Origin of the sequence: Streptomyces sp. NPDC048392, assembly GCF_043200575.1 — a bacterium.
GTDB lineage: Bacteria > Actinomycetota > Actinomycetes > Streptomycetales > Streptomycetaceae > Streptomyces.
The window spans coordinates 170,465-194,996 of record NZ_JBICYB010000011.1; the positions used below are offsets into that span (position 1 = coordinate 170,465).

General features: G+C 70.7%; 15 protein-coding genes, 2 tRNA genes and 1 pseudogene. 11 read left to right on the plus strand and 7 right to left on the minus strand.

The window, feature by feature from the left end:
- Positions 1–31: 31 nt before the first annotated feature.
- Together ACGFYH_RS17760 and ACGFYH_RS17765 are read left to right on the plus strand one after the other, a co-directional pair.
- Positions 32–432, plus strand: a pseudogene (locus ACGFYH_RS17760) (hypothetical protein); the annotation flags it as partial.
- A 79-nt stretch (positions 433–511) separates the two neighbouring features.
- Entirely contained in the window at positions 512–1,348 is an 837-nt protein-coding gene (locus tag ACGFYH_RS17765; protein WP_393804047.1) for a protein kinase, read from the plus strand.
- Between the two features lie 207 nt (positions 1,349–1,555).
- Here the strand turns inward: ACGFYH_RS17765 and ACGFYH_RS17770 are convergent.
- A tRNA-Arg gene (locus tag ACGFYH_RS17770) sits at positions 1,556–1,628 on the minus strand.
- A 203-nt stretch (positions 1,629–1,831) separates the two neighbouring features.
- A tRNA-Ser gene (locus tag ACGFYH_RS17775) sits at positions 1,832–1,922 on the minus strand.
- A 191-nt stretch (positions 1,923–2,113) separates the two neighbouring features.
- On the opposite strand from ACGFYH_RS17775, the gene ACGFYH_RS17780 reads away from it, so the two are divergent.
- Both ACGFYH_RS17780 and ACGFYH_RS17785 read left to right on the plus strand, forming a co-directional pair.
- Positions 2,114–2,575, plus strand: a complete 462-nt coding sequence (locus ACGFYH_RS17780) for an SSI family serine proteinase inhibitor (RefSeq protein ID WP_393804048.1) — start codon at positions 2,114–2,116, stop codon at positions 2,573–2,575.
- Positions 2,576–2,774: 199 nt separating this feature from the next.
- Complete coding sequence (locus ACGFYH_RS17785; protein WP_393804049.1) at positions 2,775–7,298, plus strand: PAS domain-containing protein; 4,524 nt, start codon at positions 2,775–2,777, stop codon at positions 7,296–7,298.
- Positions 7,299–7,310: 12 nt separating this feature from the next.
- Here the strand turns inward: ACGFYH_RS17785 and ACGFYH_RS17790 are convergent, their stop codons facing one another.
- Positions 7,311–7,889, minus strand: a complete 579-nt coding sequence (locus tag ACGFYH_RS17790; RefSeq protein WP_393804050.1) for a TetR family transcriptional regulator — start codon at positions 7,887–7,889, stop codon at positions 7,311–7,313.
- A 359-nt stretch (positions 7,890–8,248) separates the two neighbouring features.
- Between ACGFYH_RS17790 and ACGFYH_RS17795 the strand changes: the two genes are divergently transcribed.
- Positions 8,249–9,433, plus strand: coding sequence for an MFS transporter (locus tag ACGFYH_RS17795; RefSeq protein WP_393804051.1), 1,185 nt, complete (start codon positions 8,249–8,251; stop codon positions 9,431–9,433).
- 198 nt (positions 9,434–9,631) lie between these two features.
- Here the strand turns inward: ACGFYH_RS17795 and ACGFYH_RS17800 are convergent, their stop codons facing one another.
- The 3 genes from ACGFYH_RS17800 to ACGFYH_RS17810 all read right to left on the minus strand — a co-directional run bounded on the left by ACGFYH_RS17800 (position 9,632) and on the right by ACGFYH_RS17810 (position 12,939).
- Positions 9,632–11,308 (minus strand): long-chain fatty acid--CoA ligase, encoded by a 1,677-nt coding sequence (locus ACGFYH_RS17800; RefSeq protein WP_393804052.1) that lies wholly within the window; start codon positions 11,306–11,308, stop codon positions 9,632–9,634.
- Positions 11,309–11,433: 125 nt separating this feature from the next.
- Entirely contained in the window at positions 11,434–12,072 is a 639-nt protein-coding gene (locus ACGFYH_RS17805) for a SigE family RNA polymerase sigma factor (protein ID WP_393804053.1), read from the minus strand.
- 540 nt (positions 12,073–12,612) lie between these two features.
- On the minus strand, positions 12,613–12,939 hold the full coding sequence (locus ACGFYH_RS17810) for a hypothetical protein (RefSeq protein WP_393804054.1): 327 nt from the start codon (positions 12,937–12,939) through the stop codon (positions 12,613–12,615).
- A gap of 364 nt (positions 12,940–13,303) precedes the next feature.
- On the opposite strand from ACGFYH_RS17810, the gene ACGFYH_RS17815 reads away from it, so the two are divergent.
- Together ACGFYH_RS17815 and ACGFYH_RS17820 are read left to right on the plus strand one after the other, a co-directional pair.
- Positions 13,304–14,170 (plus strand): bifunctional DNA primase/polymerase, encoded by an 867-nt coding sequence (locus tag ACGFYH_RS17815; protein WP_393804055.1) that lies wholly within the window; start codon positions 13,304–13,306, stop codon positions 14,168–14,170.
- 138 nt (positions 14,171–14,308) lie between these two features.
- Positions 14,309–14,761 (plus strand): hypothetical protein, encoded by a 453-nt coding sequence (locus ACGFYH_RS17820; protein ID WP_393804056.1) that lies wholly within the window; start codon positions 14,309–14,311, stop codon positions 14,759–14,761.
- A gap of 72 nt (positions 14,762–14,833) precedes the next feature.
- Here the strand turns inward: ACGFYH_RS17820 and ACGFYH_RS17825 are convergent, their stop codons facing one another.
- A complete protein-coding gene (locus ACGFYH_RS17825) occupies positions 14,834–15,223 on the minus strand; it encodes a hypothetical protein (protein ID WP_393804057.1) in 390 nt (129 codons plus the stop codon).
- A 569-nt stretch (positions 15,224–15,792) separates the two neighbouring features.
- Here ACGFYH_RS17825 and ACGFYH_RS17830 point away from each other — a divergent pair.
- From ACGFYH_RS17830 to ACGFYH_RS17845, 4 genes are read left to right on the plus strand one after another with little or no spacing between them, the layout of a single operon-like run.
- Positions 15,793–17,055: a helix-turn-helix domain-containing protein gene (locus ACGFYH_RS17830; RefSeq protein WP_393804058.1), complete on the plus strand. Its 1,263-nt coding sequence runs from the start codon at positions 15,793–15,795 to the stop codon at positions 17,053–17,055.
- Positions 17,056–17,115: 60 nt separating this feature from the next.
- Positions 17,116–18,363 carry a hypothetical protein gene (locus ACGFYH_RS17835; protein WP_393804059.1) on the plus strand — a complete coding sequence of 416 codons (1,248 nt, stop codon included), beginning with the start codon at positions 17,116–17,118 and terminating at the stop codon, positions 18,361–18,363.
- The gene (locus ACGFYH_RS17840; protein ID WP_393804060.1) at positions 18,360–21,671 is read left to right on the plus strand and encodes a hypothetical protein; all 3,312 of its coding nucleotides are present in this window, start codon (positions 18,360–18,362) and stop codon (positions 21,669–21,671) included. The genes ACGFYH_RS17835 and ACGFYH_RS17840 overlap by 4 nt, the downstream gene beginning before the upstream one ends.
- A gap of 15 nt (positions 21,672–21,686) precedes the next feature.
- Positions 21,687–24,503, plus strand: a complete 2,817-nt coding sequence (locus tag ACGFYH_RS17845; RefSeq protein ID WP_393804061.1) for an RNaseH domain-containing protein — start codon at positions 21,687–21,689, stop codon at positions 24,501–24,503.
- Positions 24,504–24,532: the final 29 nt, after the last annotated feature.

Consider the following 24,532-nt stretch of genomic DNA (forward strand, 5'->3'; position numbering starts at 1 on the left):
TTGACTCTTTCGCGGCAGTGGTCACCTCCAGATTCTGTTGAGGACGAGGACGGTCGGCCTCGCCCACTTCGTGGTCGTCCACAACGGGCAGTCGCCCGAGCGTGCCCAGCGGATCGCGGACCAGGCCGGGGCCTTCTTGGTCACCGCCGCCACCGCCACGGTTCCAGGGTCCCGTCGGACGACGTGGACCTCGGGCTGCACGCGCTCATCCTGCACACGAAGGAGTACGCGGCCCTGTGCGAGCGGTAGGCGGGCCGCTTCCTGCACCACGGCCCGGCGCCGGGCGGCGGGGCCCGTGACCCGGAGAAGGTCGCCGCCTCCGCGCGCGCCACGAAGGCGGCCGGGTTCATGGTCTTCGACGACCTGTGGACCGTGGAGGGCGCCCACCTCGCGCAGTGCGACTCGGACTGCGGCCGGCCGTACGGTCGGGCGTTGCACACGACAGCAGCGAACGCGGCCGGCCACGAGTCGTGGCCGGCCGCGTTCGCCGGTACCGGAAGGAGAAGAGACGTTGTCCGGACCGTCCCCTGAACTGCCGATCGTGGTGCTCGACGCCCTCATGCCTACGGCTCAGCGTCTGGTGGTGGACCGCCGGGGCTCCACGGTCTGGGACGTGGAGAGCCATCGGGGTCACTACGCCGTGAAGCTCGGCCATCCGATCGAGGCCACGCCCGACTGGCCCGCCCAGCCCTGGTCCGCGCTCGCGCCCGCACGCGAGGGGGCCGTGCTGCATCGCCTCGGCTTGGACGACTTGGCGTACGGCGAGTGGAAGCGCGGAACGTGGAACCTCCAGCCGTGGCACGAGGGGCCGGACCTTCACCGACTGTGGGACCCCTGCCGCGCGAAGGACTCGCCCGTCGAACCTCACGCAAGCGTCGCCCTGGGCTGTGTCGAGGCGCTGGCCGAACTCCACGCCAAGGGCTGGGCACACGGTGACGTGCAGCCCGCCCACCTCATCGTCGGTCCGGAGCGGACGCACCTCATCGACCTCGCTCTTGCCCGGGGCGGGCACGTACCCGAGGGGTACGACTTCCCGTTCCGCGGCTGCCTCGTCCACTACGAGGCTCCGGAGATCGCGCGCAGCGTGCTCGCGTCCGGAGAGGCCGAACCCACGCAGGAAGCCGACGTCTACGGACTCGGCGCGTCTCTCCTCATCTCCGCCACTGGGAGCCGAGCCGTGGAGTATCCGGACGACGCTCCGCGCCCCGTCCAGAGAGAGGCAGTGGCGAACGGCAAGCGCCGCTCTGTGAAGGCTCCTGGTCCGCTGGGTGAGCTGATCGACGCGATGCTCAGCCATGCCCCGGAGGATCGGCCAACCATCTACGAGGTGGGCAAAGCCCTGAGCTGACTCTCAACAGCCAGAGACCGGACCCCCCTCAGCTGGACAGCATCGGAACGAGAGAGGCGAGGGCAACGGATGAGACGAAACGCGGCGGTCTGGACACATGCCCTCTCACTGCGCGATCCGCCTACCGGCACGGTTGCCGGCGGATACTGCCGTCAAGGCAAAAGCCAGAGGCCCCGTGGATTCCTCCACGGGGCCTCTGGTCTGCTGTGCACTCGGCAGGATTCGAACCTGCAACCTTCTGATCCGTAGTCAGATGCTCTATCCGTTAAGCTACGAGTGCTTGTCTTTTCACTTTTGCCGCCACTCTCGGCCCTTCCGGCCCGCTCGCGGCGACAGGAAGAACATTACATGACTGCCGCCGCCATGTGAAATCCATTGGCCACACCCCTTGTGACCTGCGTAAACGCCTACCTGGGGCTTTGTCCGCAGCATGCTCACGACACCGAAGCCCCGGCCGTGTGGCCGGGGCTTCGGTGATCGGTGCGGAGGCGGAGGGATTTGAACCCTCGATGGGCTTTAAAACCCAAACCGCATTAGCAGTGCGGCGCCATAGACCGGACTAGGCGACGCCTCCAGACAACATCACCATCTCGCGTGCGAGCGCGAGTGGCGCGTGCCGATGATGACACAGTTGAGCGCGCTGTCACCAATCGACCCCTACGGTACTAGGCAGGCAGGCCACAGGGCAAAGCCCTTGTGGCGCGCATACGGCCTACTCCGGGGCGGGTCGCGCAACGTCCGGCCGTCCGGCGCGTTGGGCAGGTCATGTTCCAGGCCACCCGCACCCCCGCCGCCCGCCTCCTCGGCGCGGCCGCCCTGTCCGCCGCCGCCCTCGCCTCCGTCTGCGCCGCGCACCCCGCGGCGGCCGTCGACCCCGCCGTCCCGGACGGTGATCACCTGACGGTCACCGTCCGCGACGCCGGAGCGGACACGGACGGCACGTACGAGCTGTACTGCCACCCCGGGGGCGGCGACCACCCCGACCCGGAGGGCGCCTGTGCCGTCGTCGAGCGCGACACCCGGTGGGGCGAGGACGTCTTCGCTCCCGTGCCCGAGGGCAGCGTCTGCACCATGCAGTACGGCGGTCCCGCCACCGCGCACGTCACCGGCACCTGGGCCGGACGCCCCGTCGACGTGACGTACGACCGCCGCGACGGCTGCGAGATCTCCCGCTGGGACCGCATGGTGCCGCTGCTGCCCGAGGTGGGGGCGCCGGCCCGCTCGTAGGGGCACGGACGGCGACCGCGGGCGGGCCCCCGACGGCCGGCGGTCACACGTTCTACGTCACTTTCTCGTGCGACCTCCGTCCCATCCCACGCCGCCCGCCGGGCCCCAGCCCTTAGACTCCCTCGCGTGACACGCTGCGGGCCGATTGACAAGATGGCCCGGGCGGTCGGCAAGTGCGGTAACAGGAGGGAAGCGTCTCGTGAGCAGCAGGCCATCCCGAGGCACTGCTCGCCTCGCAGCCATACTGGACGCGCTGCCGGACGCGTTGGTCCTGGTCAACGCCAACGGCACCGTGGTCAACGCGAACAGCATCGCGCTGGAGGCGTTCGAGACGCCGGGTACCGCGCTGGTCGGTCGCGGACTGCTGGACCTGCTGCCGCAGTTCGACTCGCGGCTCATCCCCGGGTCCATGCGACGGCCGGACCACATCGACCCGCGGGCGCGCACCAAGCCGACGCGGATGGTCGCGCGGCGCACGGACGGCTCCGAGTTCCCGGTCGAGGTCACCAGTGCCAACCTGGAGACCGGACAGCAGGCCTACGACACCTACGGCTACACCGGCGACGAACTGCTGATGCTCGTCGTCCGCGACCTCTCCGGCACCGTCGACACCGAGGCGGAGCTGGCCCGTTCGCAGCGGCAGACCGAAATGATCCTGCGGGCCGCCTCCGAGGGGGTCGTGGGCACCGACACCGACGGGCGGATCGTCCTCGTCAACCCGGCCGCAGCCCAGATACTGGGCTACCGGGCCGGTGAACTCGGCGGCCGCGAGCTGCACACCCTCGTCCTGCACTCGCGCGCCGACGGCTCGCCCTTCCCGTACGACGAGTCCCCGCTCGCCGACACCCTGCGCTCCGGGCGCAAGCACCGGGTGCGCGGACAGGTGGTGTTCGCCAAGAGCGGCGACCAGCTGCCGGTCGACCTGACGACCGCTCCCGTGCGCGACGGCGACCAGCTCGTCGGCGCCGTGATGACCTTCACCGACCGGCGTCCCTACGACGCGCTGGTCAAGGAGCACGAGGAGGCGGAGCAGCGGCACGCCGAGGAACTGGAGCGGCTCGCCGAGGAGCACGCCTCCGAACTGACCGCGCTGCGCCGACGGCATGCCGCCGAGCTGGAGGAGCTGCGGGAGCAGCACGCTGAGGAGATCGCCGCGGACGCCGACCGCTACGCCGCCCTCGGTGAGCGGGAGAAGGACCGGTACGAGGCGATCGCCGCCCGGCACGAGCAGCTGCTCACCCTCCTCGGCGACTCCCTGCGCGGGCCCCTGAACGAGCTGCGCCACGAGCTGGCCGCGCTGGCGTCGGACGACGCCGGGCAGTTGTGGCCGGAGGCCAACCAGGTGCTGCACCACCTGTCGGCCGGTTACTCGCGCATCACCACCCTCATCGACAACGTCCTCGGTTACCAGCGCCTCGATGTCGGCCACGAGCACGTCGCCCGTACGAAGGTGATGCTCGACGCCGTCGTCGCCGCCGGAGTCGACGGGGCTGTCGAGCTGATCGGTCCCGGACGGGTGCAGTTCGCCGTGCACGCACCGCCCATCGAGGCCGAGGTCGACTCCCGGCTGCTGGCCACCGCGCTCGCCCATCTCGTCGCGGACGTCGCGGGCGTCGACGCCACCGGCAACTCGACCGTGTCGGCGACGGGCGGGTACCTGGACAACACCGTCGTGGTCGCGGCGGCGCAGCGCGGTGAGGTCGTACGCATCGAGGTGCGCGGGCCGTACGCCGGGGGGGACCCGGTGCACGAGCCGATCGTGCGCGGGATCGTGCGGGCGCACGGTGGCGTGCTGCAGACGCACGAGGTGCCGGGCATGAGCGGCAGCTCGTACGTGTTGGAGGTGCCGATCGGCGGCGGAGCGGGGGCCGTCGCGGCCCCGGGTGCCGAGATCGCTCAGCTCGCTCCTGTCGCTCAGGCCGACCACGCCGACGGGAGTGCGGCGGCCGGGGGCGGGGGGACCGCTGTGGCCGTTCGGGAGCCGGCTCCCGGGGGCGGGCGGCGGCGTGCTCGACGGGCGTCCGTCGACGCCTTCCTGGAGAGCGCGGCCGCGGGCGCGCCGGGCGAGAGCGGTGCCGGACCCGAGGGGGAGAACACCGCGCCGACCGGGCGGCGCAGGCGGCGCGCGGCCCAGGCCGACGCCCAGGCTCAGGGCGACGCTCAGGCCCACGCCGACGCCCAGGCCCAGGCCCACGCCGAGGCTCAGGCCCACGCCGAGGCTCAGCCTCAGGCTCATGGACAGGCCACTGCATCGCCTTCGCTTCCCGTGCCCGCGCAGGCGGGGCCCGGCGAGGGCGCCGGGTCCGGTGGTACGGGACGTCGGCGCGGGCGGCCCGCGGAGGCACCGGGTTCCGAGGTCGCCGGGGTGCCCCAGGCGATGCCCGCCGGGGTTTCCGAGGGTGCCGTCGTCATGGCCGGCGAACACCGCGGGGGGTCCGCGGCGTCCAACACCGGTCTGGGCGGGACCGTACCGCCGCAGGGCGTGCCCGCGCCCGCCGGACGCCGGGCCGGGCAGGACGGCGGTGAGCAGCACGCGCTGCCCCCGGCACTGCCCGTGCAGGCCGGTGAGGCGGACCCGGCGGACGCGGACCGGCCGACAGGGCGGCGACGCCGTGCCCTGGCCTCCGCGAACGAGCGCGCCGCCGCGCAGGAGGCCGCTCCGCGCCAGGTGTTCGCCCTGCCGCCCGCCGACGCGGACCGGCCCGCCGACGGAACGGTGGGGGCGCCCGGGGTGCCCGTCGCCGCGCCCGCGGGGGAGGCGCAGGGCCAGGAGGGCCGTACCCGGGTGCCGGGACCGGCCGCTTCCGGTGACGCCCTGCCCGCCGACCGCCGTCACGACGCAGGCCGTCACGACGCCGCACCGCACGACCAGGCCGACGATCACACGCCGCCGCAGCCCCATCCGACCGAGGCGCCCACGGGACGCCGCCGCCGGGCCGGAGCCGCCCGCCCGCCCGGGGAGTCGGCGCCGGTGCCCGCGCAGGGTCGTCCGGCGCAGAGCGCGCCCGTGCAGAACACGCCCGTGCAGAACGCCCCGGCGCAGAGCGCGCCCGTGCAGAACACGCCCGTGCAGAGCATTCCGGTGCAGGGGACGCCGCCGGTGCACGGAACCCCCGTGCCCGCGCGGCACACCGCCGCGCACGCCGAGGCGCAGGGCCAGACGCAGGGGCAGCCCCAGCCGCCCCGGCCCGCCGAGGCCGGCACCGCGCACCCCGGCACCGCGCATCCCGGTACCGCGCATCCCGGTATCGCGCCGCCCGCTGCCGCGCCGCCCGCTGCCGCCGGTCGGTCCGGCCCCGCACCGCAGCCGTGGCCCGCCGCCGCTGACACCCAGGCCCCCACGGCCCCCGCGGCCCCCGCGGCCCCCGCGGCCCCCGCGGCCCCGGAGGCCGCGCAGGGCGTCCCCGCCTCCACGCCGAGCCGGGGCACCCCGCTGCCGCCCGAGAACGCGCCCGCTCCCCGCGCGGCACAGCCGCTGCCCGCCGAGGCGTCCGCGCCCGTCGACCCGGACTCGACGCAGGGACGGGCGTTCAGCGTGCGGACTCTGGGCCAGGGTGTGCCGTTCAACCGGCAGGCGGTCCAGGTGCAGCAGCCGTCGGCCCTGCCCGCCGCCCATGGGCCGTCGGCCACACCCGCCCCGCATCAGCCGGCCGGCGGCGGCCGACGCCGCAAGCTGGGGACACCGCCCGAGCCGGCCGCCGCCCGCCCGGAACAGCCGGCCCGCCCGCACCCGTCCGCCGAACAGCCGCCCGGCGCGCAGCCCCCCACGGCGCAGCCGAAGAAGCAGACCCGGGCGCAGCCCCCGGCCCAGGAACCGCAGGGTTCGACCGGTGGCCAGGGGCGGCTCGCGCCGATCGCCGAGGGCGCCGGGCGGTCGTACGCCATAGGGGCACCGGACCGGAACGCCGCCGAGGGACCCGAGCCGCTGGACGGACCGGGCGGGGCCGTGGAGGTGGCCGACCCGCCGCGTCCGCAGCCGATGGACGACGAGCTGCCGCCGGAGCCGCTGGACAATCCGCGCCGGCTGCTGGTGTGGCCCGCGCCGGACGTCTCCACCCAGCAGGCGCTCAGCGACCGGGGCTACCGGCCGGTGATCGTCCACTCGCGCGAGGAGGTCGACGCGCAGATCGCGGCGTTCCCGGCCGCGCTGTTCGTGGACCCGCTGACCGGTCCGATCACGCGGACCGCTCTCCAGTCGCTGCGGCAGGCGGCGGTGGCGGCCGAGGTGCCGGTGCTGGTGACGGCCGGGCTCGGACAGGCCTCGCGGGACGCCGCCTACGGCGCCGATCCCGCCGTACTGCTGAAGGCGCTCGCGCCCCGGGACAGCGAGCAGCATCCGCCGCGCGTGCTGCTGATCGAGGAGCACGCGGAGATCGCGCTGGCGCTGACCGCGACGCTGGAGCGGCGCGGAATGCAGGTGGCACGGGCGGCGAGCGACGCCGACGCGGTGACGCTGGCGGGCCAGTTCCGGCCGAACCTGGTCGTGATGGACCTGATGCGGGTGCAGCGGCGCCAGGAGGCGCACGCCGGAATCGTCGACTGGCTGCGCGCCAACGGACAGCTCAACCGCACCCCGCTGGTCGTCTACACCGCCGCCGTCGACCAGGACGACCTGCCGCGGCTGGCCTCCGGCGAGACGGTGCTGTTCCTGGCGGAGCGTTCCACCAGCGACGAGGTGCAGGCCCGGATCGTGGAGCTGCTCTCGCGGATCGGGACCAACTGACGCCTTCGCGCGCTACCCGTCGACGATCCGGCGGGCCGCCTTCTTGATCGAGTCGCGCAGGCGGTCGTCCTCGCCGTCCTCGCCGCCGACCAGAATCCGTTTCATCTGGGGCACGACGACCGCCCAGTTGGCCATCGCGACCAGCAGGAAGAGCAGGTCGGGCGCCGGGATGGCGGCGGTGACCACGCCGCGCTCCTGACCGTCCCGCACGGCGGCGACCTTGCGGGCGTAGTGGGCCTGGCGTTCGGCCTCGTGGGGCAGCTCGGCGGTGCCGTACTCCATGCCCTCCCAGAAGAGGAGGCGCAGCAGCTCGGGGTGGGCGGCGTGGTAGTCGAGCAAGCGGTCGATCCAGCCCTCGATGTCGTCCGGGTCGACGGGGACGGAGATCGCGAGGTCGAGCATCTTCTTCTCGAGGACGGACGCGAACAGCTCGCTCTTGTTGCCGTAGTAGGCGTAGATCAGCTGCTTGTTGGCCCTGGCCTCGGCCGCGATGCGGTCGATGCGCGCGCCGGCGATGCCGTGACGGGCGAACTCGGCGACCGCCGCCTCGAAGATCCGGGCCTTGGTGGCCTCGGGGTCCCTTGCTGCCATGAGGCAAGGGTAAGCGGAGCGGAGGAGGTAACCAACTATTCGGTTGACAGGGTTCGGGAATGCGGGCCAGACTCCCGGAGTTACTTCCAACCAACCAGTTAGTTGCCAGTGCGCTCGAAGGAGTCGCTCCGCTCATGCCGTCATCGTCGCCCGTTTCCGCGTCCGTGTCCGCAGCCGCGCAGGCAAGGCCCGCGACCGACCAAGCAGGACCGTCTTCCGAGACCGGGGCGTCCGGGACCGGGCCGTCAGGAACCGAGTCCTCCGGAACCGAGTCCTCCGGAACCGGGCCGTCAGGAACCGTGCCGTCCGGGACCGGGCCGTCCGGGACCGGGCCGTCCGGGACCGGACCGTCAGGAACCGTGCCGTCCGGGACCGGGCCGTCCGGCGTCGCTGCCCGGCTCTTCCTCCCGCTGATCGCCCTCTGCACCGCCGTGACGGCCGCCAACATCTACCTCGCGGCGCCGCTGCTTCCCCTCATCGCCCACGACATGGGCTCCACCCCGTCGGCGGTCGCCTGGCTCGCCTCCGTCGCGCAGTTGGGGTACGCGGGCGGCCTGCTCTTCTTCGCCCCGCTCGGGGACAGCGTGAACCGGCGCCGCCTGGTCGCCGTCCTCTCGCTGGTCGCCACGGCGGCCCTGCTCGCCGCCGCCGCGTCGGCCGGGACCGGCGCGCTCGCGGCCGCCGTCCTGGTCGCCTCGGCCGCGACCGTCGTACCGCAGCTGCTCGTCCCGCTGGTCGCCGAGCGCGCTCCCGCCGACCGCCGGGCCCGTCATGTCGCGGCCGTGATCGCGGGCCTTTTCACCGGCGTCGTCGCGGCCCGCGTGCTCGGCGGTCTCGCCGGGCAGGCCTTCGGCTGGCGGGTGGTGTTCGTGGGCGCCGCCGTCCTGACCGCCGTACTGGGGCTGGCGACCGCGTACATCCTGCCGGTGGAGCGGCGTCAGCGGCAGGGGCCGCTGTTCGCGGGGCTCGCCGCGATACCGGGCGTGGTGCGCCGCTCACCCGACCTGTGGCGGGCGTGCGTACGCCAGGCGGGGATGTACGGCGCCTGGAGCGCCCTGTGGACCTCGCTCGCGCTGCTCCTGACGGGCGACGACGGACACGGCTACGGCCTGACCACCGCCGCGGCCGGTCTGTTCGGTCTGTTCGGTCTCGCGGCGAGTGTGGTCGCACCGCTCGCGGGAGGCCTGGTCGACCGGTTCGGGGCCGCCAGGGTCGTACGGTCCGCGTACCTGCTGGCCGCCCTGTCGGTGCCGCTGTTCTGGCTCGGCGGGCAGGCGATGGCGGCCCTGTGCGCGGCGGCCGTCCTGGTGCACGCCGCCCTGGTCGCCTCCCACGTCGCCAACCAGACCCTCGCCCTGACCACCACCTCCGCTCCGGCCACCGCCAACACGGCGTACGTCGTCGCCGGCTTCGCGGGCGGCGCATTGGCCTCGGCGCTCGCCGGGCCCGCGTTCGGTCACTGGGGCTGGGGCGGCGTGTGCGCGGTGGCGGGGGCGTGGCTGGTCCTGGGATGGACGGCCACGGCGGTACGCCGTACGCGGTGAGGGCGGCCACGACCGCAACCCCGTACACGGTCAGGAGGGCGGCAACCGCACCCCGTACACGGCCGGGACCGCCACAACCGCACCCCGTACCTGGGCCGGACCGCCACAACCGCACGCGTAGGCGCGATGAGGACGGACGCCGGGCGGTGGGGGCCGTGGGCCCGCCGCCCGGCGGCGTCGTGCTCGTGCTCGTGCCGGTCAGAGCCGGGTGACGTCGAGACCGCCGTCGGCGTACTGCCTGCGCAGCACCTTCTTGTCGAACTTGCCGACGCTCGTCTTCGGCACCGTCTCGATGACCGTCCAGCGCTCCGGGAGCTGCCACTTGGCGATCTTGCCCTCCTCGGCGAGGAAGGCGCGCAGGGCGGTGAAGTCGGTGGTGGCGCCCTCCCTGAGGACGACGGTGGCCAGCGGACGCTCGCCCCACCTGTCGTCGGGCACGGCGACCACGGCGGCCTCGGCGACGTCCGGGTGCGACATCAGCGCGTTCTCCAGCTCGACGGAGGAGATCCACTCGCCGCCGGACTTGATGACGTCCTTGGCCCGGTCGGTGAGGGTGAGGAAGCCGTCCGGGGAGATCGTGCCGACGTCACCCGTCTTCAGCCAGCCGTCCTCGCTGAACTTGTCGTCGGGACGCAGCGGCTCGGCTCCGGGGCCGTTGTAGTAGGCGCCGGCGATCCAGTTGCCGCGCACCTCCAGCTCACCGGCGGACTCGCCGTCCCAGGGGAGGCGTTCGCCACCGGGGCCGGTGAGGCGGGCCTCGACGCCGGCCGGGAAGCGGCCCTGAGTGAGGCGGTAGCCGAACTCCCGCTCCGTGCCGATCGCGTGGGCCGGCGGCCGGGCGACCGTGCCGAGCGGGGAGGTCTCCGTCATGCCCCAGGCATGGCAGACCCGCATGCCCAGCGCGTCGAACGCCTCCATCAGCGACGGGGGACAGGCGGACCCGCCGATGGTGACCTGGGTGAGGGAGGAGACGTCGCGGGGCTTGGCGGTCAGCTCGGCGAGCAGGCCCTGCCAGATGGTGGGAACGGCGGCGGCGTGCGTCGGCCGCTCGCCCTCGATCATCGCGGCGAGGGGCGCGGGCTGCAGGAAGCGGTCCGGCATCAGCATGTTGACGCCGGTCATGAAGGTCGCGTGGGGCAGTCCCCAGGCGTTGACGTGGAACTGCGGGACCACGACCAGCGAGGTGTCCTCGTCGGTCAGGCCCATCGACTGGGCCATGTTGACCTGCATGGAGTGCAGGTAGATGGAGCGGTGGCTGTAGACCACGCCCTTGGGGTCGCCCGTGGTGCCGGAGGTGTAGCACATGGCGGCGGCGGCACGCTCGTCCAGCTCGGGCCAGTCGTAGGCGTCCGGCTTCCCGGCGATCAGGTCCTCGTACTCGTGCACCTGGACGGAGGCCGCCTCCAGCAGGGATCGGTCGCCCGGACCGGTGACGACGACGTGTTCGACCGTCTTCAGGTGCGGCAGCAGCGGGGCGAGCAGCGGCAGCAGCGAGCCGTTGGCGATCACGACCCGGTCGGCGGCGTGGTTGACGATCCAGGCCAGCTGCTCGGGCGGAAGGCGAAGATTGAGGGTGTGGAGGATCGCGCCCATGGAGGGGATCGCAAAGTAGGCCTCGACATGCTCGGCGTTGTTCCACATGAGGGTCGCCACGCGTTCGTCGTCGCCGACGGCGAGGTCCTCGCGCAGGGCGTGCGCCAGCCGGGCGGCGCGGGCGCCGATCTCGGCGAAGGACCGACGGTGCGGCTCGTCCTCACCGGTCCAGGTGGTCACCTGCGAGCTGCCGTGGATGCTCGACCCGTGGGTCAGGATCCTCGATATCAGCAGCGGTACGTCCTGCATCGTGCTCAGCACGGTGTCCTCCCGGGGCGACATTGCCTACGCGGCGGTAAGGGTTGCGCTGATTCTGCGCACATACCGCGCGGTATGTCACTAGTTCCGGGTGATCGATCAGTGAGCGGGACCGATTGCGCGATCCCACCGGGGGTTCACATACCAGATCAGGACCGGACAATTCCCAGCTCAGGGTCTTCGCGGAGCTTGCCGAGGGCCCGGGAGACCGCCGACTTCACCGTGCCCACGGAAACTCCGAGCACTTCGGCCGTCTGGGCCTCGCTGAGGTCCTCGTAGTACCTGAGGACGACCATCGCTCGCTGCCGGGTGGGCAGCTTCATGATCGCCCGCCACATCGCGTCGTGCAGGGCCTGCCGCTCCGCCGGGTCGTCACCGCCGTGCGCGGGCTCCGGCTCGGGCAGCTCGCCGCACGCGAACTCGTCGACCTTGCGCTTGCGCCACTGCGACGTCCGGGTGTTCAGCAGCGCCCGGCGCACATAGCCGTCCAGCGCGCGATGGTCCTCGATGCGCTCCCAGGCCACGTACGTCTTGGTGAGCGCGGTCTGCAGCAGGTCCTCCGCGTCGCTCGGGTTGGCGGTGAGGGACCGGGCGGTACGCAGCAGCACCGGCTGGCGCGCCTTCACGTACGACGAGAAGGAGGGATACGGGAAGGTCTGCGTCCTTGCCGTGGCCGTGGCCGGTGCCATAGCCGTGACGGGCGCCGTGGCAGTGACGGGCGCCGTGGCCATGGCGGGCGCCGTGGCCGTAGCGGCGTTCGAAGCACTGGTGCAGACGGGTGTGGTCATGACCCAACGCTATGAGCGAGGGAGCGCCCGGCGGATCGGCCGCAGGTCCCGAAGCGGAGTCCGCCTCAGGTTGTAGGGGTGGTGTTGGCCCCACCTCCTGTAGGTGGAGCAGAGGAGGAGAAGTACTGCGGGTTCACCCCTGGGGACTCCCTGTGGGGACTCCCTGTGGGGGGGGCGGGTCAGCGCGGAGACGCGCGGGCACCGGCGGAACACGCGGGTCCCCCTGGAGACGGACGGGCACCGGCAGGAGCACGCCGACCCACGCGGATACGCACGAGGGCCGGCAGGAGCACACCGACCCACGCGGATACGCACGAGGACCGGAGGAAGCACACCGATCCACGCGAGCACGCACGAGGCCCCACCGGAGACGCGGGGGCCGAGCGTGCCCTACGGGTCCGCCGGACACACCCGCGCACGAGGACGTCCGGGCGACGGCACCGAAGCACCGCCGCCCGGACGCACTGCGACCCCATGAAGCACACCCGCACAAGGAACCGGGGGACCGGCACGGCAGCGTACGCGCGCCGGTCCCTCAACTCACCACCACAGCGGGGAGAAGCTGACGGCCACGTTCTCGTTGCCCTGATTGATCGCCGTGAACGCGGAGCCGTCGACCTGCGCGGTGTTGCTCTGGTTCGAGGCCCCCGAGCCGACCGCCTGCTGCTGCGTGGTGGACGAGTTGCCGTTGTTGTTCCCGCCGACGCCGCTGCCGAGGATGCCGGCATTGGCACTGGCGGCGGTCGCGCTCGATCCGTCGTCCGCGAAGGCGCCGTTGTCCGCCGTCGCCACCCCGCCGAGGAGAGCGGCTGCGAGCGGAAGGGCGACGACGGCGGCGACGACACGGGCGGTACGGATGCTTGCCATGTTGTTCCTCCAGAACAAGTGCGCACCGGCTTTCAGCCGACAACGCGAGAAGTACGTGAACTCGGTTTTGTGTCAGGGCAGTTGGCCGACCGCCTTGACTTTGTGCACGACGTCGCGTGATCAGAATTGCCCACCGAATCCCCGGCGAACCACCCCGGAAGCACTGATTCGCCCTCAAGCGTGAGGACAAGTCGATAAACCCCTTTGACTCCCTTACATCCCAGCCCGGGACAGTACGAGCAGCTCCATCCCAAGTCCCGCAAGAGGTGAAGCGTTCCGCCACTTTTCCTGCTCACTCCCGCCCTCCCCGGCGTGTCACCCCTCCACTCTTCCCTTTGTCGAACATACGTACGAACATAGCCCCATGGCCACCACCGACCGGCGGGCCACGACGCTGGCCCTCGCACACGCCCTGTCAGCCGCGGAACGCGGACTGGCCGTCATCCCGCTCGCCCGGACGAAGCTTCCGGCCCTGCGCTCCCCCCACCGCGACGCCCCGACGCCGGACCCGTTCACCTGCCACGGCGAGTGCGGCCGCTTCGGGCACGGTGTCCACGACGCGTCCACCGACCCGGCCCGCATCCGCGCCCTCTTCGCCGCCGCCCCCTGGGCCACGGGCTACGGCATCGCCTGCGGCCTGCCGCCGCACCACCTGATCGGCGTCGACCTGGACACCAAGTCGGAGACGGACGCCTCGGCCGCCCTGCGCGAACTGGCCCTGCGCCACCTGTTCACGATCCCGCCCACCGTCGTCGTCCTGACCCCCAGCGGAGGCCGCCACCTCTGGCTCACCGGCCCGCCCGACCACGTCGTCCCCAACTCGGCCGGCCGCCTCGCCCCCGGCATCGACATCCGGGGCGCCGGCGGCTACCTGGTCGGCCCCGGCTCCCGCACCCGCCACGGGGCCTACGCCACCGCCCCCGGCACGTCCCACCTGGTCCCCGCGCCCTGCCCACCCGCACTCCTGCGTCTGCTGCTCCCGCCGCCCGTCCGGCGTGCCGGTGGCGGGGCCGTCGCGGGCGGCCGGGGCCTCGTCCAGTTCGTCCTCGCCGCGCACGAGGGCCAGCGCAACACCCGCCTCTTCTGGGCGGCCTGCCGCGCCTACGAGAACGGCATCGGCCCGGACCTGCTGGACCCCTTGCTGGACGCCGCACGTGCGACCGGCCTGACCGACCGCGAGGCCCGCGCGACCATCGCGTCGGCGGCCCGCAGGACGGGCCACGGCCCCTGACCGAAGCCTGCGCGCCTCCGCCCACCCGACCCGGCGCCCCACTCGACCCGGGCCCCCACTCGGCTCCCGCCCCACTCCGCACGCGACCGAAAGCCCCCGATGCACGACTGCCGGCACGACCGCCCCAAAGCTCCGACCATGTCACTGACCCGGGTCCTCCTGGCCTCCGGCCGCAGCGTCGACCTGGCCGAACTGCGGCTCACGCCGACCTACGGCGGCATGGCGGAGGGCTACCCGTGCCCCCCCGTCAACGACCTCCGCATCAAGGCACTCCTGCACACCGCCGCGCGAATGTCCCCCACCACGCCGGTGCACCTGCTCCCGCCCCCACGCGAGTACCCGGACCAGTACGCGGGCGCCCTCGGCCCTGTGGAGACGCTCCCGCGTGTGGCCTGCGTGGGCCGTTTCTCCTCCACGCCCCTGACCCCGGCCAACGACCCGGTCAGCTACCGCTCCGGCCTGACCGTCGTCTGGTTCCAGTCCACGCCCCGCGTCCCCGACACGTGCGACACGGCCCCCGCCCTGCGGGAGGTCGACTGGACGGCCCTGGCCCGGGACTACGAACCCTGGGACCTGTCGGACAGGCCGTAGGCGCCCCGGGCCGCACCGCTCACGGCTTCGCGCTCGGGTAGATGTAGAAGTACGTATCTATAAAACGTAACCCTATATGTGCACCGAGGCTGCCGACGCGCGGAGGAACGGCGCATCGGCAGGGGAAACCTGGCCACGAGGACCTGCTGCGCGCAGAACGACGTCCAACACGGTGTCGGCCAGGGCCGCGTAACTGTGAGAGAACCAGGGCGTGTTGACCTCCACCACGGCCCAGCGCTCATGACCGGTGTCGGGGTCCTGGATCAGGCCGACATCGACGGTAACTGCGCTGGGCGGCGACTCCCCCACCGTGACGAGGAGTCCCTGGGGGGACCGGCGCACCTCGCGCTCACGCGGATCCCCGTCGAGCGGGGCGACGTCCAGCCGCCCGTAGACGGCATACCGGCTTCCGGTCGCGATCCGCGGCAACCGCACCAACCAACCATCCGACAGCTCCAGCAATCCCAGCCCCGACCGCCGACGACCCGGTCAGCGGGCCAACGGGCCGAGGGAAATGACCGTAATGCCAGACATAAATGCAACCAAAACTGCAACCAAAGCACGCCGAAGAGCCGGACCGCGATCACGGCCCGGCTCTTCGTTTCGCCTGGTCAGGCGGCTGCGGAGGATACGAGATTCGAACTCGTGAGGGGTTGCCCCCAACACGCTTTCCAACTGTTCGTATGGGGGTCCGGCGGGGGCCGTACCTGTCCTGACCTGTGGCGGAGTGTTCGGGGTGGACTCGTCCGGACGGGCCTGGACGGTGGTGAATGAGACCAGAACTGAGACCACTAAGCGCTGCACTGAGCCTGGTGGCAGGCTGGCTCTGCTCAGCTTGAACTGCAGGGATGCCACGGACGCGACCCGGGCGATCTCGCTGGAGTGATCGGAGTCCTCCAGATGCGTGGTGCCCTCGCGGCATCCTGCCGCCGAGCAGTTGGCGGACCTCCATGACCGTCCAGAACATTTGTGTGCCGTCGGCCTGGTAAGAGTGCATTGCCATGAAGTCTTCATTGCAGTTCTATTGAGGCATGCCATTGCCCGTACGCGTGATAGCCCCCGGTCGCCTTGTGGCGCTGCGGGAGCAGGCCGGGCTGTCGAAGGCGGAACTTGCGCGGCGGATCGGGGTGTCTACGCGCATGGTGTTCTTCTACGAGAACGGACGCCACACGCCGACCCCGCAGCGGTTGCAGAAGATGGCTGCGGCGCTGCGCTGCGATGCGGAGGAGCTCACTGGGGTCCGCCGTGGAGACGAACGGCTCGTCGACCTGCGGTTCGGTGCTGGCCTGACGCTCGACCAGGTGGTGGAGCTACTACGCCGGACGGCCGTCGGGCGTGACCTCTATCTGTCGGCTCCGAGGCTCTCTGCCTTGGAGCAGGGGCGACCCGTGCTCGGCCGGAATTGGGGCGACGGTGACGTGGTGGGACGGCTCCCTGCCGCGTTGGCCAAAATCTATGGTGTGCCCGTGCGCATGGTCGTGGATGCCTGGATGCGTACCCGCCCTGACGAGCTGGCTCCGGTGCGCCCGAGGAGGCGGGCTCAGGAGGGGGCGAGCGGCTCCGCCGATGCTGCCTGGGAGTCTTTGAACGAGCGGCAGCGGGTCTACCTCGGTGAGGTCTTACGGGACGAGCGCATGACGGAGACAGAGGTGTGGATGCGCCGGACGCATCATCTGCCCGCGCCACGCCCTGCGGAGTGGCGCAAGCTTCCTCTGGCTCTTCGTGCACCAGCGCACCTCGTGGGCTATACGCGGCTCCAGGAACGTTTGCGACGTAGTGGAGTTCACGACCCCGGAGTCGGTGCGACAGTGCATGCCTTGGAACGCCGAGGACTGCTGATGACCAGTGCTGACGTGGTGCAGCATCCGGTAGCTGGCGAGGTGACTCGCGTTCGAGTAGAGCTGACGAGGCGAGGCAGGGCCGCCGCGCGCGCCGGACTAGGCGAGCCCGCGGAGCAGCAGCCGGACATGCCGCTGTTGTCCGAGTGGCTGTGGGGCGTCATGGCCCGGGTGGCTGGGGCAGGCCCGGACGGGCTGGAGCGTGACGCGCTGTCTGGGAGGGCTCCGTTCTACCTGGGCGTCGGCTACAAGGACAGGTCCGGAGGCCGGCCGAGCCGGGGATTCATCGACGAGGTTCCCGTACTCGCGGCTGACGGCAGCCATGTCGTCGGGTACCGGTGGAAGCTGACCCCGATCGGCCTACGACACGCGGCTGAGTACCTGGAGGAGTACCGGCATCGGTATCCACGAGTTAATACCACAGGCATCACGCCTTTCGCTGCCGAACCCTCATAATTCATCTTTTCCACACGAGGCCAGGCGAATTGTCAGTGGCGTCTCTTACCCTCTGGGCTCATGACGAACGCGACGAACAATGATGTTCGGCCGGTCGATGAGCTGTGGGTGAAGTCTCTGGTTGCCCGCTCGGTGCTGCGTGCCGCCAACGCGATAACGGCCCCTGGCGTGACGCCTTCCGCCCGTCTCGGGGTCTTGATGGAGTGCCACGGGGCGCTGCTAGCGGCGCGTGGTCCCGGCCGTGAGCTGTCCTTCGCGGACTTCCGGCGGCAGGTGCGCGGCGATCCCTCCCGGCTCCTACCCGAAGGTGTCCCTGGGTGGGATGTCGACGAACTGCGCGCGGTCGATGCGGACGGGCACGTTACGGAGGACGCTTTCGATATCGCCGCAGAGCAGCGCCTGGTGCTCCGCGTCCTGCAGAAACGCGGCCGGGGCGCTGGCCTGCTGGGTGGGCAGGACTTGGACGACGAGGTTGCGCAGGAATCGGCCTTCGCTCAGCTGTGCAAGGCGGGTAGCCAGAAGGTCTACGAGAGCGGACGTAGCGATCTGATCCGCTACCCGGCCGGCCCGGTGAGTGAGCTGAGTGAGCTGAGGCTGCCCCCGCTGGTCGCAGATCTGTACGAGGGCATCCCCTATGCCTCCAGGTATCGGGGCTGGTGGTTCGCGTGCCCTGTATGCAAGTGGCCGATGCGCGTCGCACTGCGCCGCGAGGCGGGGCAGCAGGTCGGTGTGATCGCCTGCTGGCACACGCCGCACCAGGAGATGGGCGCCACATACCGCTTCCGCCCAGTCGAGGGGATCGTGCCGCCCGAACTGCTGCCGGAGCCACCTCCGCCACGCCCAGACGAGCGGGAAGCGGTCCTATGGCCCGACCTTGAGTACATCCCGGAGGCGAAACCCGTGGAAGGACACAAGGCCCTGGTACGGGGCGTGTGGCGGTACACCTGCATCCCCGGGCTGCCGGAGCTGGCACTGCGGGACCGGCTCGTCGAACGCGGCCTCAAAGTGGATCTCTGGCCCGCCCTGGACGCCTACGACCTGTGCGTGCACGTCGGGCGTAAGCGGACGAGGAAGAAGGAGCAACTGCGCGTCGACGTGAAGGACTACACCTCGGGCACCGCGCTTGCGCAGCTGATCCACGCGCAGGAAGGCGACAGCGGGGGAGCGGAGTGGCTGGTCATTCCAGACCACCGCGCTACTCAGGTGCACCTGCTGTCCGGAGTGGGGAAGAAGTACGGGCTGAACGTAGCCACGGCGTCCGAGTTTGGCGCGATGGTCTGCGAGCGTTCGGGGGTGGCCTGGACGTGAGCGAGCCTTCCGTGGAACAGACGGCGCTGTGCGCCTCCCTCGCACTGGCCGCCCACTACTTCCCCGAGACGTCTGAGGACAGCGATGCACCCGCTGCCCCCTTCCGGAAGGCGGCCTTCCTGCTGTCCGGGCAATTCCGGGCCTGGGACCGGTGGCCGGAGCTGACGAGCGAAGAACGCCGACGCATCGTCGATGTGTACAGCAACGCCCCCGGCAAGTTCGGCGACCTCCGGAACTTCACGCCCGCCGCCCGGGCACTACTCACGGATCTCGGTGACGAGGACCCTGGTGAGCCCCAGAAGCTGCTCACCTTCGAACCGGCGGGCGGAGACCCGCTCACCGCCGAGGCAGCCATTCCGCGGGTCGGCGGTGACCTGCTGGCCTACGTCGACCGACAGATCGCCCGGTACCGGCGGCCCAGTGCGCGACCGAAGCCCCCTGAGTTCGTCGGCCCCGGATTCTGGAAAACGGGGGAGATCAGCGTGCAGGGCGTCGGCCAGGTGCATGGCCAGCTGACGATCCCCACCTATCCCGGCTTCACCGAGGCATTCGGCCATGACCGGCTGCCCCATGTCGACACCGCGTCCCCACTGGACGACCCCCGTATTCCTACGGACGATCTGCTCGAACTGGCCGCGCAGATCGAGAGCGGTGAGCCGGAGGAGAAGCGCTACCTCCATGCGGTCCTCAAGGGTCTGTTCTCCGTCCTGCAGACCTCCGACTCCATCAGCCCGCAGGAAGCGTTGCGCATGACGGCTGGGGGACTGGAGATCTTCCACGCGCCGACCGGGACGGGCAAGAGCGTCTTGGTGCGCGTCCTGGCCGCATGGTTCGCCCAGCAGGGCCACCGGGTGGCCATCGTGCTGCCCGACATCAAGGCGTGCCTGGCCATCACCCGCAGGATCCAGTCCGATCTGCGCGTCCTGCAGGATCTCGACGTCATCAAGCACGAGACCGGCTGCGCGCACCTGATGTCGTCATCGGGCATGCACGACCGTGCGCACAAGCTGGCCCGGCTCATCGACGAGGACCCGCAGACACCGGGAGAGTGGGGCGAGAACGGCGAACGGGACGTGGACCCGCTCTCCTACGGGTGCGCCCAGCAACCACTGCTTGAGTCCAACGCCGACTACCCGCCTGGGCGCGAGCCCTGCCTGTCCCTGTACCGGCAGGAATTGGGCGCGTCCGCCTGCCCCTGGATTCCCACCTGCGGCAAGTTCGCACCCGTGTACGAAGCCTGCTCGGCCCACGTGGTTGTGACGAACCACTTCGCCTTCCTCAAGGGCAACCTGCGCATCGGCGTGAACCTGGACGGGCGTCCCGTCCAGGGGGTGAGCGTTGCCGAATTCGCGCTGCGCACCTGTCATGCAGTCCTTGTTGACGAAGTCGACCAGTTCCAGTCGAGGGCAGTGGACCAATGTGCCGGCGAGGTCGTCCTTCACTCGCGGAGGCACTGGACGGCGGCTCCGCAGGAGATGGACACGGATGCGAAGCGGCTGCCGATCTCGGCCGAGGCCAACCTGCTTCCATCGGTCGGCCAGGTACGGCTGATGGCAGAGTTCCTGCTGCTCGCCGTATGCAGCAACGCGCTGCGCCTGGACATCAGGGACGATGAGCGCGCGGGGAACCGCGTGCCGGACCGTACCGGGCTGCGCTGGCACCTGGCCCGCGGCCGTGACCGGCAGCTGATCCGTCTGCTCTGGCCGGACCTGGCCACCTCCGGGGAGGCGGATCTTCCAGCCGACCTTGCTCGGCGTCTCCAGGACCTCATGCCCGCCCGCTACCTGCAGCCACGCGCCACGGAGACCGATCCGACGGAGGTGGGATGGGATGAGGTGCGCCGCGCTCTGGAGGCTTTGGTGGCTCCGCGAGGCCAGCAGCTGCTCGACGCCGTGAAGCTCGACCTGCACCGCCTGCTGGAGTCACGGGTGAAGGACCCGCATCAGCGTGCCCAGGCGGTCAACTTGCTCGTCACTCGGGCGACCATGACCGAGTTGGACGAAGCAATCTCCGAACTGCGCGCCTGCGTGCAGCATTACCGCCCCTCCGGGCTTCGCTCCGCGCAGCGGATCGCGGAGACGCTCAGTCCGAGCGCCGTCTCGGCCGTCCTCCCGCTCGGCCTGTTGGGGCGCTCGATCACGGGATGTCGGGTAACCGGCCTGGACAAGCGGGAGAGCGAGGCCGAACTCGTCGCGCAGAGCATCGCGGGCGACCCGCACACCTTCACCGCCGAACTGGGCGGCGTCGTCTCACTGTGCCTGGCCGGGGTCGAGCGTCCCGTCATGGGGTTGTCCGCCACGGCGTACTTTCCCCAGGCGGTGCGCGAGCACGTCCACGCGCCCGTGCGCTGGTGGATGACCGATGCCCAGGCCCGTTCGATCCGCGCTCGGCGCCACCGGATCGAGTACGGCGAGGGACACCCCATGTACGGCGAGCCGATCAAGATTTCGGGCCAGCACCCCAGCCGCAAGAAGGGCGCCTTGATCGAGCTCGGCACGGAGCTGTACGACCAGTACATCCACCGGGAGCTGGAGCGGCAGCGTGCCAAGGACAAGGACCGCGCGCACGTCCTGGTCGTGGCCAACTCCTACCAGCAGTGTGCCTGGCTAGCCCGAGGCATCGCTCAGGCCGGCACCTACCGGGAAGGGCTCTGTGTGGCCGTGCGGGACGGCGACCGGCACAACCCTGACCCCGACCTGCCTCGGGAGAACATCGCCACTCGCCTCACGGCCGAGCAGTTCGAGGACTTCCCCGCGCACGGCAACGTCCTGGTCGTCCCCCTGGCCCTCATCGCCCGCGGTCTGAACATCGTCGTCGGTATCCGCTCCGCCGTGCGCTCGGTCTACCTCTGCGTCCGACCTTTGGCATTGTTCGCCGAACCCGCGGAGATGTACGCCAGCGTCAATGCTGCCGGGCTGCACGCACTCCCAGAGGGCGGCGCCGCCGACCCCGACGACGCGCTGAAGGAAGCACGCGCCGTCGCGTGGCAGCGGCTCGAACTGATCCTGCGCGCGACACCCCAGTTCACCTCCATGCCGAAGTCGCTCCAGGAGGAGGTCGTCGCGGGTGTCGTCGTCGACCTGATCCAGCTGGCCGGACGGGCACGCCGGGGCGGCACCGAGGCCGTCCTGCACCTGGTCGACTACGCCTTTCACGAGGACACCTGGAGCTCCGACCTGGAAACCGTGCTGCGCCGCATCCACGAGCAGTGGCCGCCAGCGGTGAAGCGGCAGATGAACGACCTGTACGGGGAAGCCCTGAACGCCTTCCTCTCCTACGCGGGCATCGAACCGAACCTCACCCACTGAAAAGAGAAGAGAAGAGTGAACGACCAGAGCCTCGAGCCGGGCAAGTACCTGCACGCACTGGCCTACCGCTGCACTCCTGCTCTGGTGGGGGACGCGACGGTTCACCTGCGCCGGCTGGACACGGAGACGGCCAAGCTGTGGGGCACCTTCACCAACCAGTGCAGGAAGCGCTTCGGCAAGGAAGAGGCCCAGGCGCCATACAGCATCGCCACGACCGTGCTCCAAGTGATCACCGGCGGGTACGTGTACTTCGAGCCCTACGGTCCGGCGCCGTTCCTGGTGTCCCGACAGCCGATCGACAGCAATCTCCTGTCCAAAGCCTTCGCCCTGACCCACGGCCTCGCCCTCGGCCAGCCGGTCGAGACGATCGACCTGCAGCAACCACCCGAGCTCGCACGGCGCATCGCGCGGACTCCCGAGCGGGAACTCGCGCTGAAGGAGCACCTGGCAGGGGCGGACGGAGAACAGCCGGGGGCCCCGAACTGGCTTTACAAGAGCGTGGGTTGGGGGCTGGTGGAGCGTCTCGCAGCCGTTCCCTTCCAGCTCTCCAACGGTCGAGAGATCATGCTGCGTCCCGACACGACCGGCGGCCTGATTGCGTTGGACGACCCTTGGGAGAACGAGGGCGGCGGTCGCTACGCCGTGTGCCGCACGGCGGTGCGGCTGAAGACGCTGCCGAACGTGCAACACCCTGTGTTGCTCCTGGATGCGCGCGTCTCCCGTATTTCGTCCTCGCTGATCTTCAGCTCCACGGCACTTGCCGTCCAGCCCGGTGAGGGCCGCCCCGTCCTGGAGGTCAAGCTCAACGGGCGGGGTGGAATGAAGACGATCCCGCGGCAGACCCTGGAAGCACTCGGCCGGTTGGAGATGGACTACTCGATTCTGCAGTCCATCGCGAAGCGTTCCCAGCAGGAGCAGAAACTTCGCGAACGGGCCAGGGCCTTCAAAGAGAGGCTCCAGTTCCCCCGCGAACACCCCGGCCAGATCTGGCCCATCCCAGCGAAGAACTACCAACACCCCATCGGAACCGGCGTCGGCATGCACCACCTGCGGCTCCTACGCGCCCACGCAGACGCGGCCTTCGGCGATGATGCCCAGCGCCTATCCATGCGCCAGTCCACGATGACCCTGCCGCGACGCCCCACCGACCCTGAGAAGGTCTCGGCCCAGGAGTACAAGCGCCGGAAGGAGGAGCGCGAGCGGACCGGCAGCAAGGAGCCGCTGCTCTCACGGGGCAGCCTCTTTCCGTCAGCAGAGTCGCTCTGTGCCTCCGTCGACGAGGCCGGCTTCAAGAAGCTCCGCATCGCTTGCCTCTGGTACCGGGATGAGACCCGGCAGCGCATGCTGCAGACGTTCTGCCACGCGTTCGGACTCAGCCCCGCCGGCCTGGACACCCAGGAAGGCGTCGAGCTCGACCTCTACCAGGGACGCATCACCGCCGCTTTCCACTACGTGCCGGACTTCCTGCGACCAGGTCGCGGGCGGGACCGGGCAGAAGCACTGGGGGCCGTTGGTGCCTCACTCAGGTCTCGCGACGGAGTCCTGGTCGGCGCATGGTGTGAGACCGAAATTCCGCACGCCGACGACTTCCCTGGTATCGACGCTCGCGACCTGGACGATCTGGACGCCAAGCCGCAGACGAAGGCCGTCATGGCCCGCCTCGACGTCCCGTCGCAGTACCTGAAGGGCCGCGGGAAGGAAGGCGTCATCGAGCCGAACGGCGAGGACCACGCGGCACAGATGGCGCTCCTCGACCTGTATCGCTCGCTCGGTGTCATCGACGAGCGGATCTCTAACGCCCTTCAGAGCAAGAGTTCGTTCCCGGTCGACCGGCTGGCGCATGTCGGCGTGCATGTGCGACAGCAGAATCGGCGCTACGGCGAGAAGGGCGAGCCGAAGATCGTCGTTACGGCCACCGCGCTGGTCCCACCACAGTCCTCGCAGGGAGCATGGTCCCTGCTCGGCTGGAGCTCCACGGCCCCGGTATGGCGACCGTACCGTTCGGCTCAGAACGCCTTCCACACCCACCCATATCCCGAACCCTCCGCAGAGATTACGAGCTATCGGCAGAAGTGGGACGGCGCTGCCGACATGGTGGAACGCGCCCTGGGCGACCTTGCCGACGAACTGGACGGCGTGCCCTACACGGTCACAGTGGATGCACAATCTGCGCGACGCATGTGGGACGGCCTGCAGAACGTACGCCTCGGTGAACATCTCGGGCAGGCAGGAACTGATGGTAAGAGCAGCCGATACCAGCTCCCTGGGGCACGGCTCGGCCAGGACGCCCCGCTGGCCGTCATCCGTCTCAACACGGAAGACGAGGAGGTGCCACAGCCCGTCAGCGTCACCCACCTGGGCAAGAAGGAAGGTGCCGAGCCGGTCGAGAAGGACACCTCGACGCTGCTCTTCGAAGTCGCTACGGACTTCGGAACCCCGGTGTGGCTGCTGTGCAACGTGCCTCGCGCCTACGACGGCAGCGGCGCCGGCCGACTGGGCTCCAAGCGCACCCGGTGGGAAGCGGAGAAATCTGTGCAGTCAGAGGACCGGTCGAAGCGCCGCAAAGGCGAGATGCCGCAGAATTTCTACGCCATGACCGCCACCGAGATCCTCCCCATCGGGGGACCCTCCGACGAGGCACGTGAGGCGCTGTCGGCCATGACCGCACGCCTGTGCCACCAGACCCTCTTCTGGTCGGACCGCTCCCGTTACCCGGTGCCGCTGCATGCGGCACGGCAAATGGACCTCGACCACCCGCAGTACCGGCGCGAGGTGGCTTATGCGGAGCCAGGAAGTGGGGACGAAGGCGAAGAAGCAGCAACAACCGTGTAGAGCAGCGACGCCGTGAACTGGTGAGGGGA

Coding starts and splice junctions, on each gene's coding strand:
- ACGFYH_RS17835 (WP_393804059.1), top strand. CDS start 17,116: ATGACGAACGCGACGAACAATGATGTTCGGCCGGTCGATGAGCTGTGG.
- ACGFYH_RS17805 (WP_393804053.1), bottom strand. CDS start 12,072: ATGACCACACCCGTCTGCACCAGTGCTTCGAACGCCGCTACGGCCACG.
- ACGFYH_RS17815 (WP_393804055.1), top strand. CDS start 13,304: ATGGCCACCACCGACCGGCGGGCCACGACGCTGGCCCTCGCACACGCC.
- ACGFYH_RS17820 (WP_393804056.1), top strand. CDS start 14,309: ATGTCACTGACCCGGGTCCTCCTGGCCTCCGGCCGCAGCGTCGACCTG.
- ACGFYH_RS17790 (WP_393804050.1), bottom strand. CDS start 7,889: ATGGCAGCAAGGGACCCCGAGGCCACCAAGGCCCGGATCTTCGAGGCG.
- ACGFYH_RS17780 (WP_393804048.1), top strand. CDS start 2,114: ATGTTCCAGGCCACCCGCACCCCCGCCGCCCGCCTCCTCGGCGCGGCC.
- ACGFYH_RS17810 (WP_393804054.1), bottom strand. CDS start 12,939: ATGGCAAGCATCCGTACCGCCCGTGTCGTCGCCGCCGTCGTCGCCCTT.
- ACGFYH_RS17830 (WP_393804058.1), top strand. CDS start 15,793: ATGCCATTGCCCGTACGCGTGATAGCCCCCGGTCGCCTTGTGGCGCTG.
- ACGFYH_RS17800 (WP_393804052.1), bottom strand. CDS start 11,308: ATGTCGCCCCGGGAGGACACCGTGCTGAGCACGATGCAGGACGTACCG.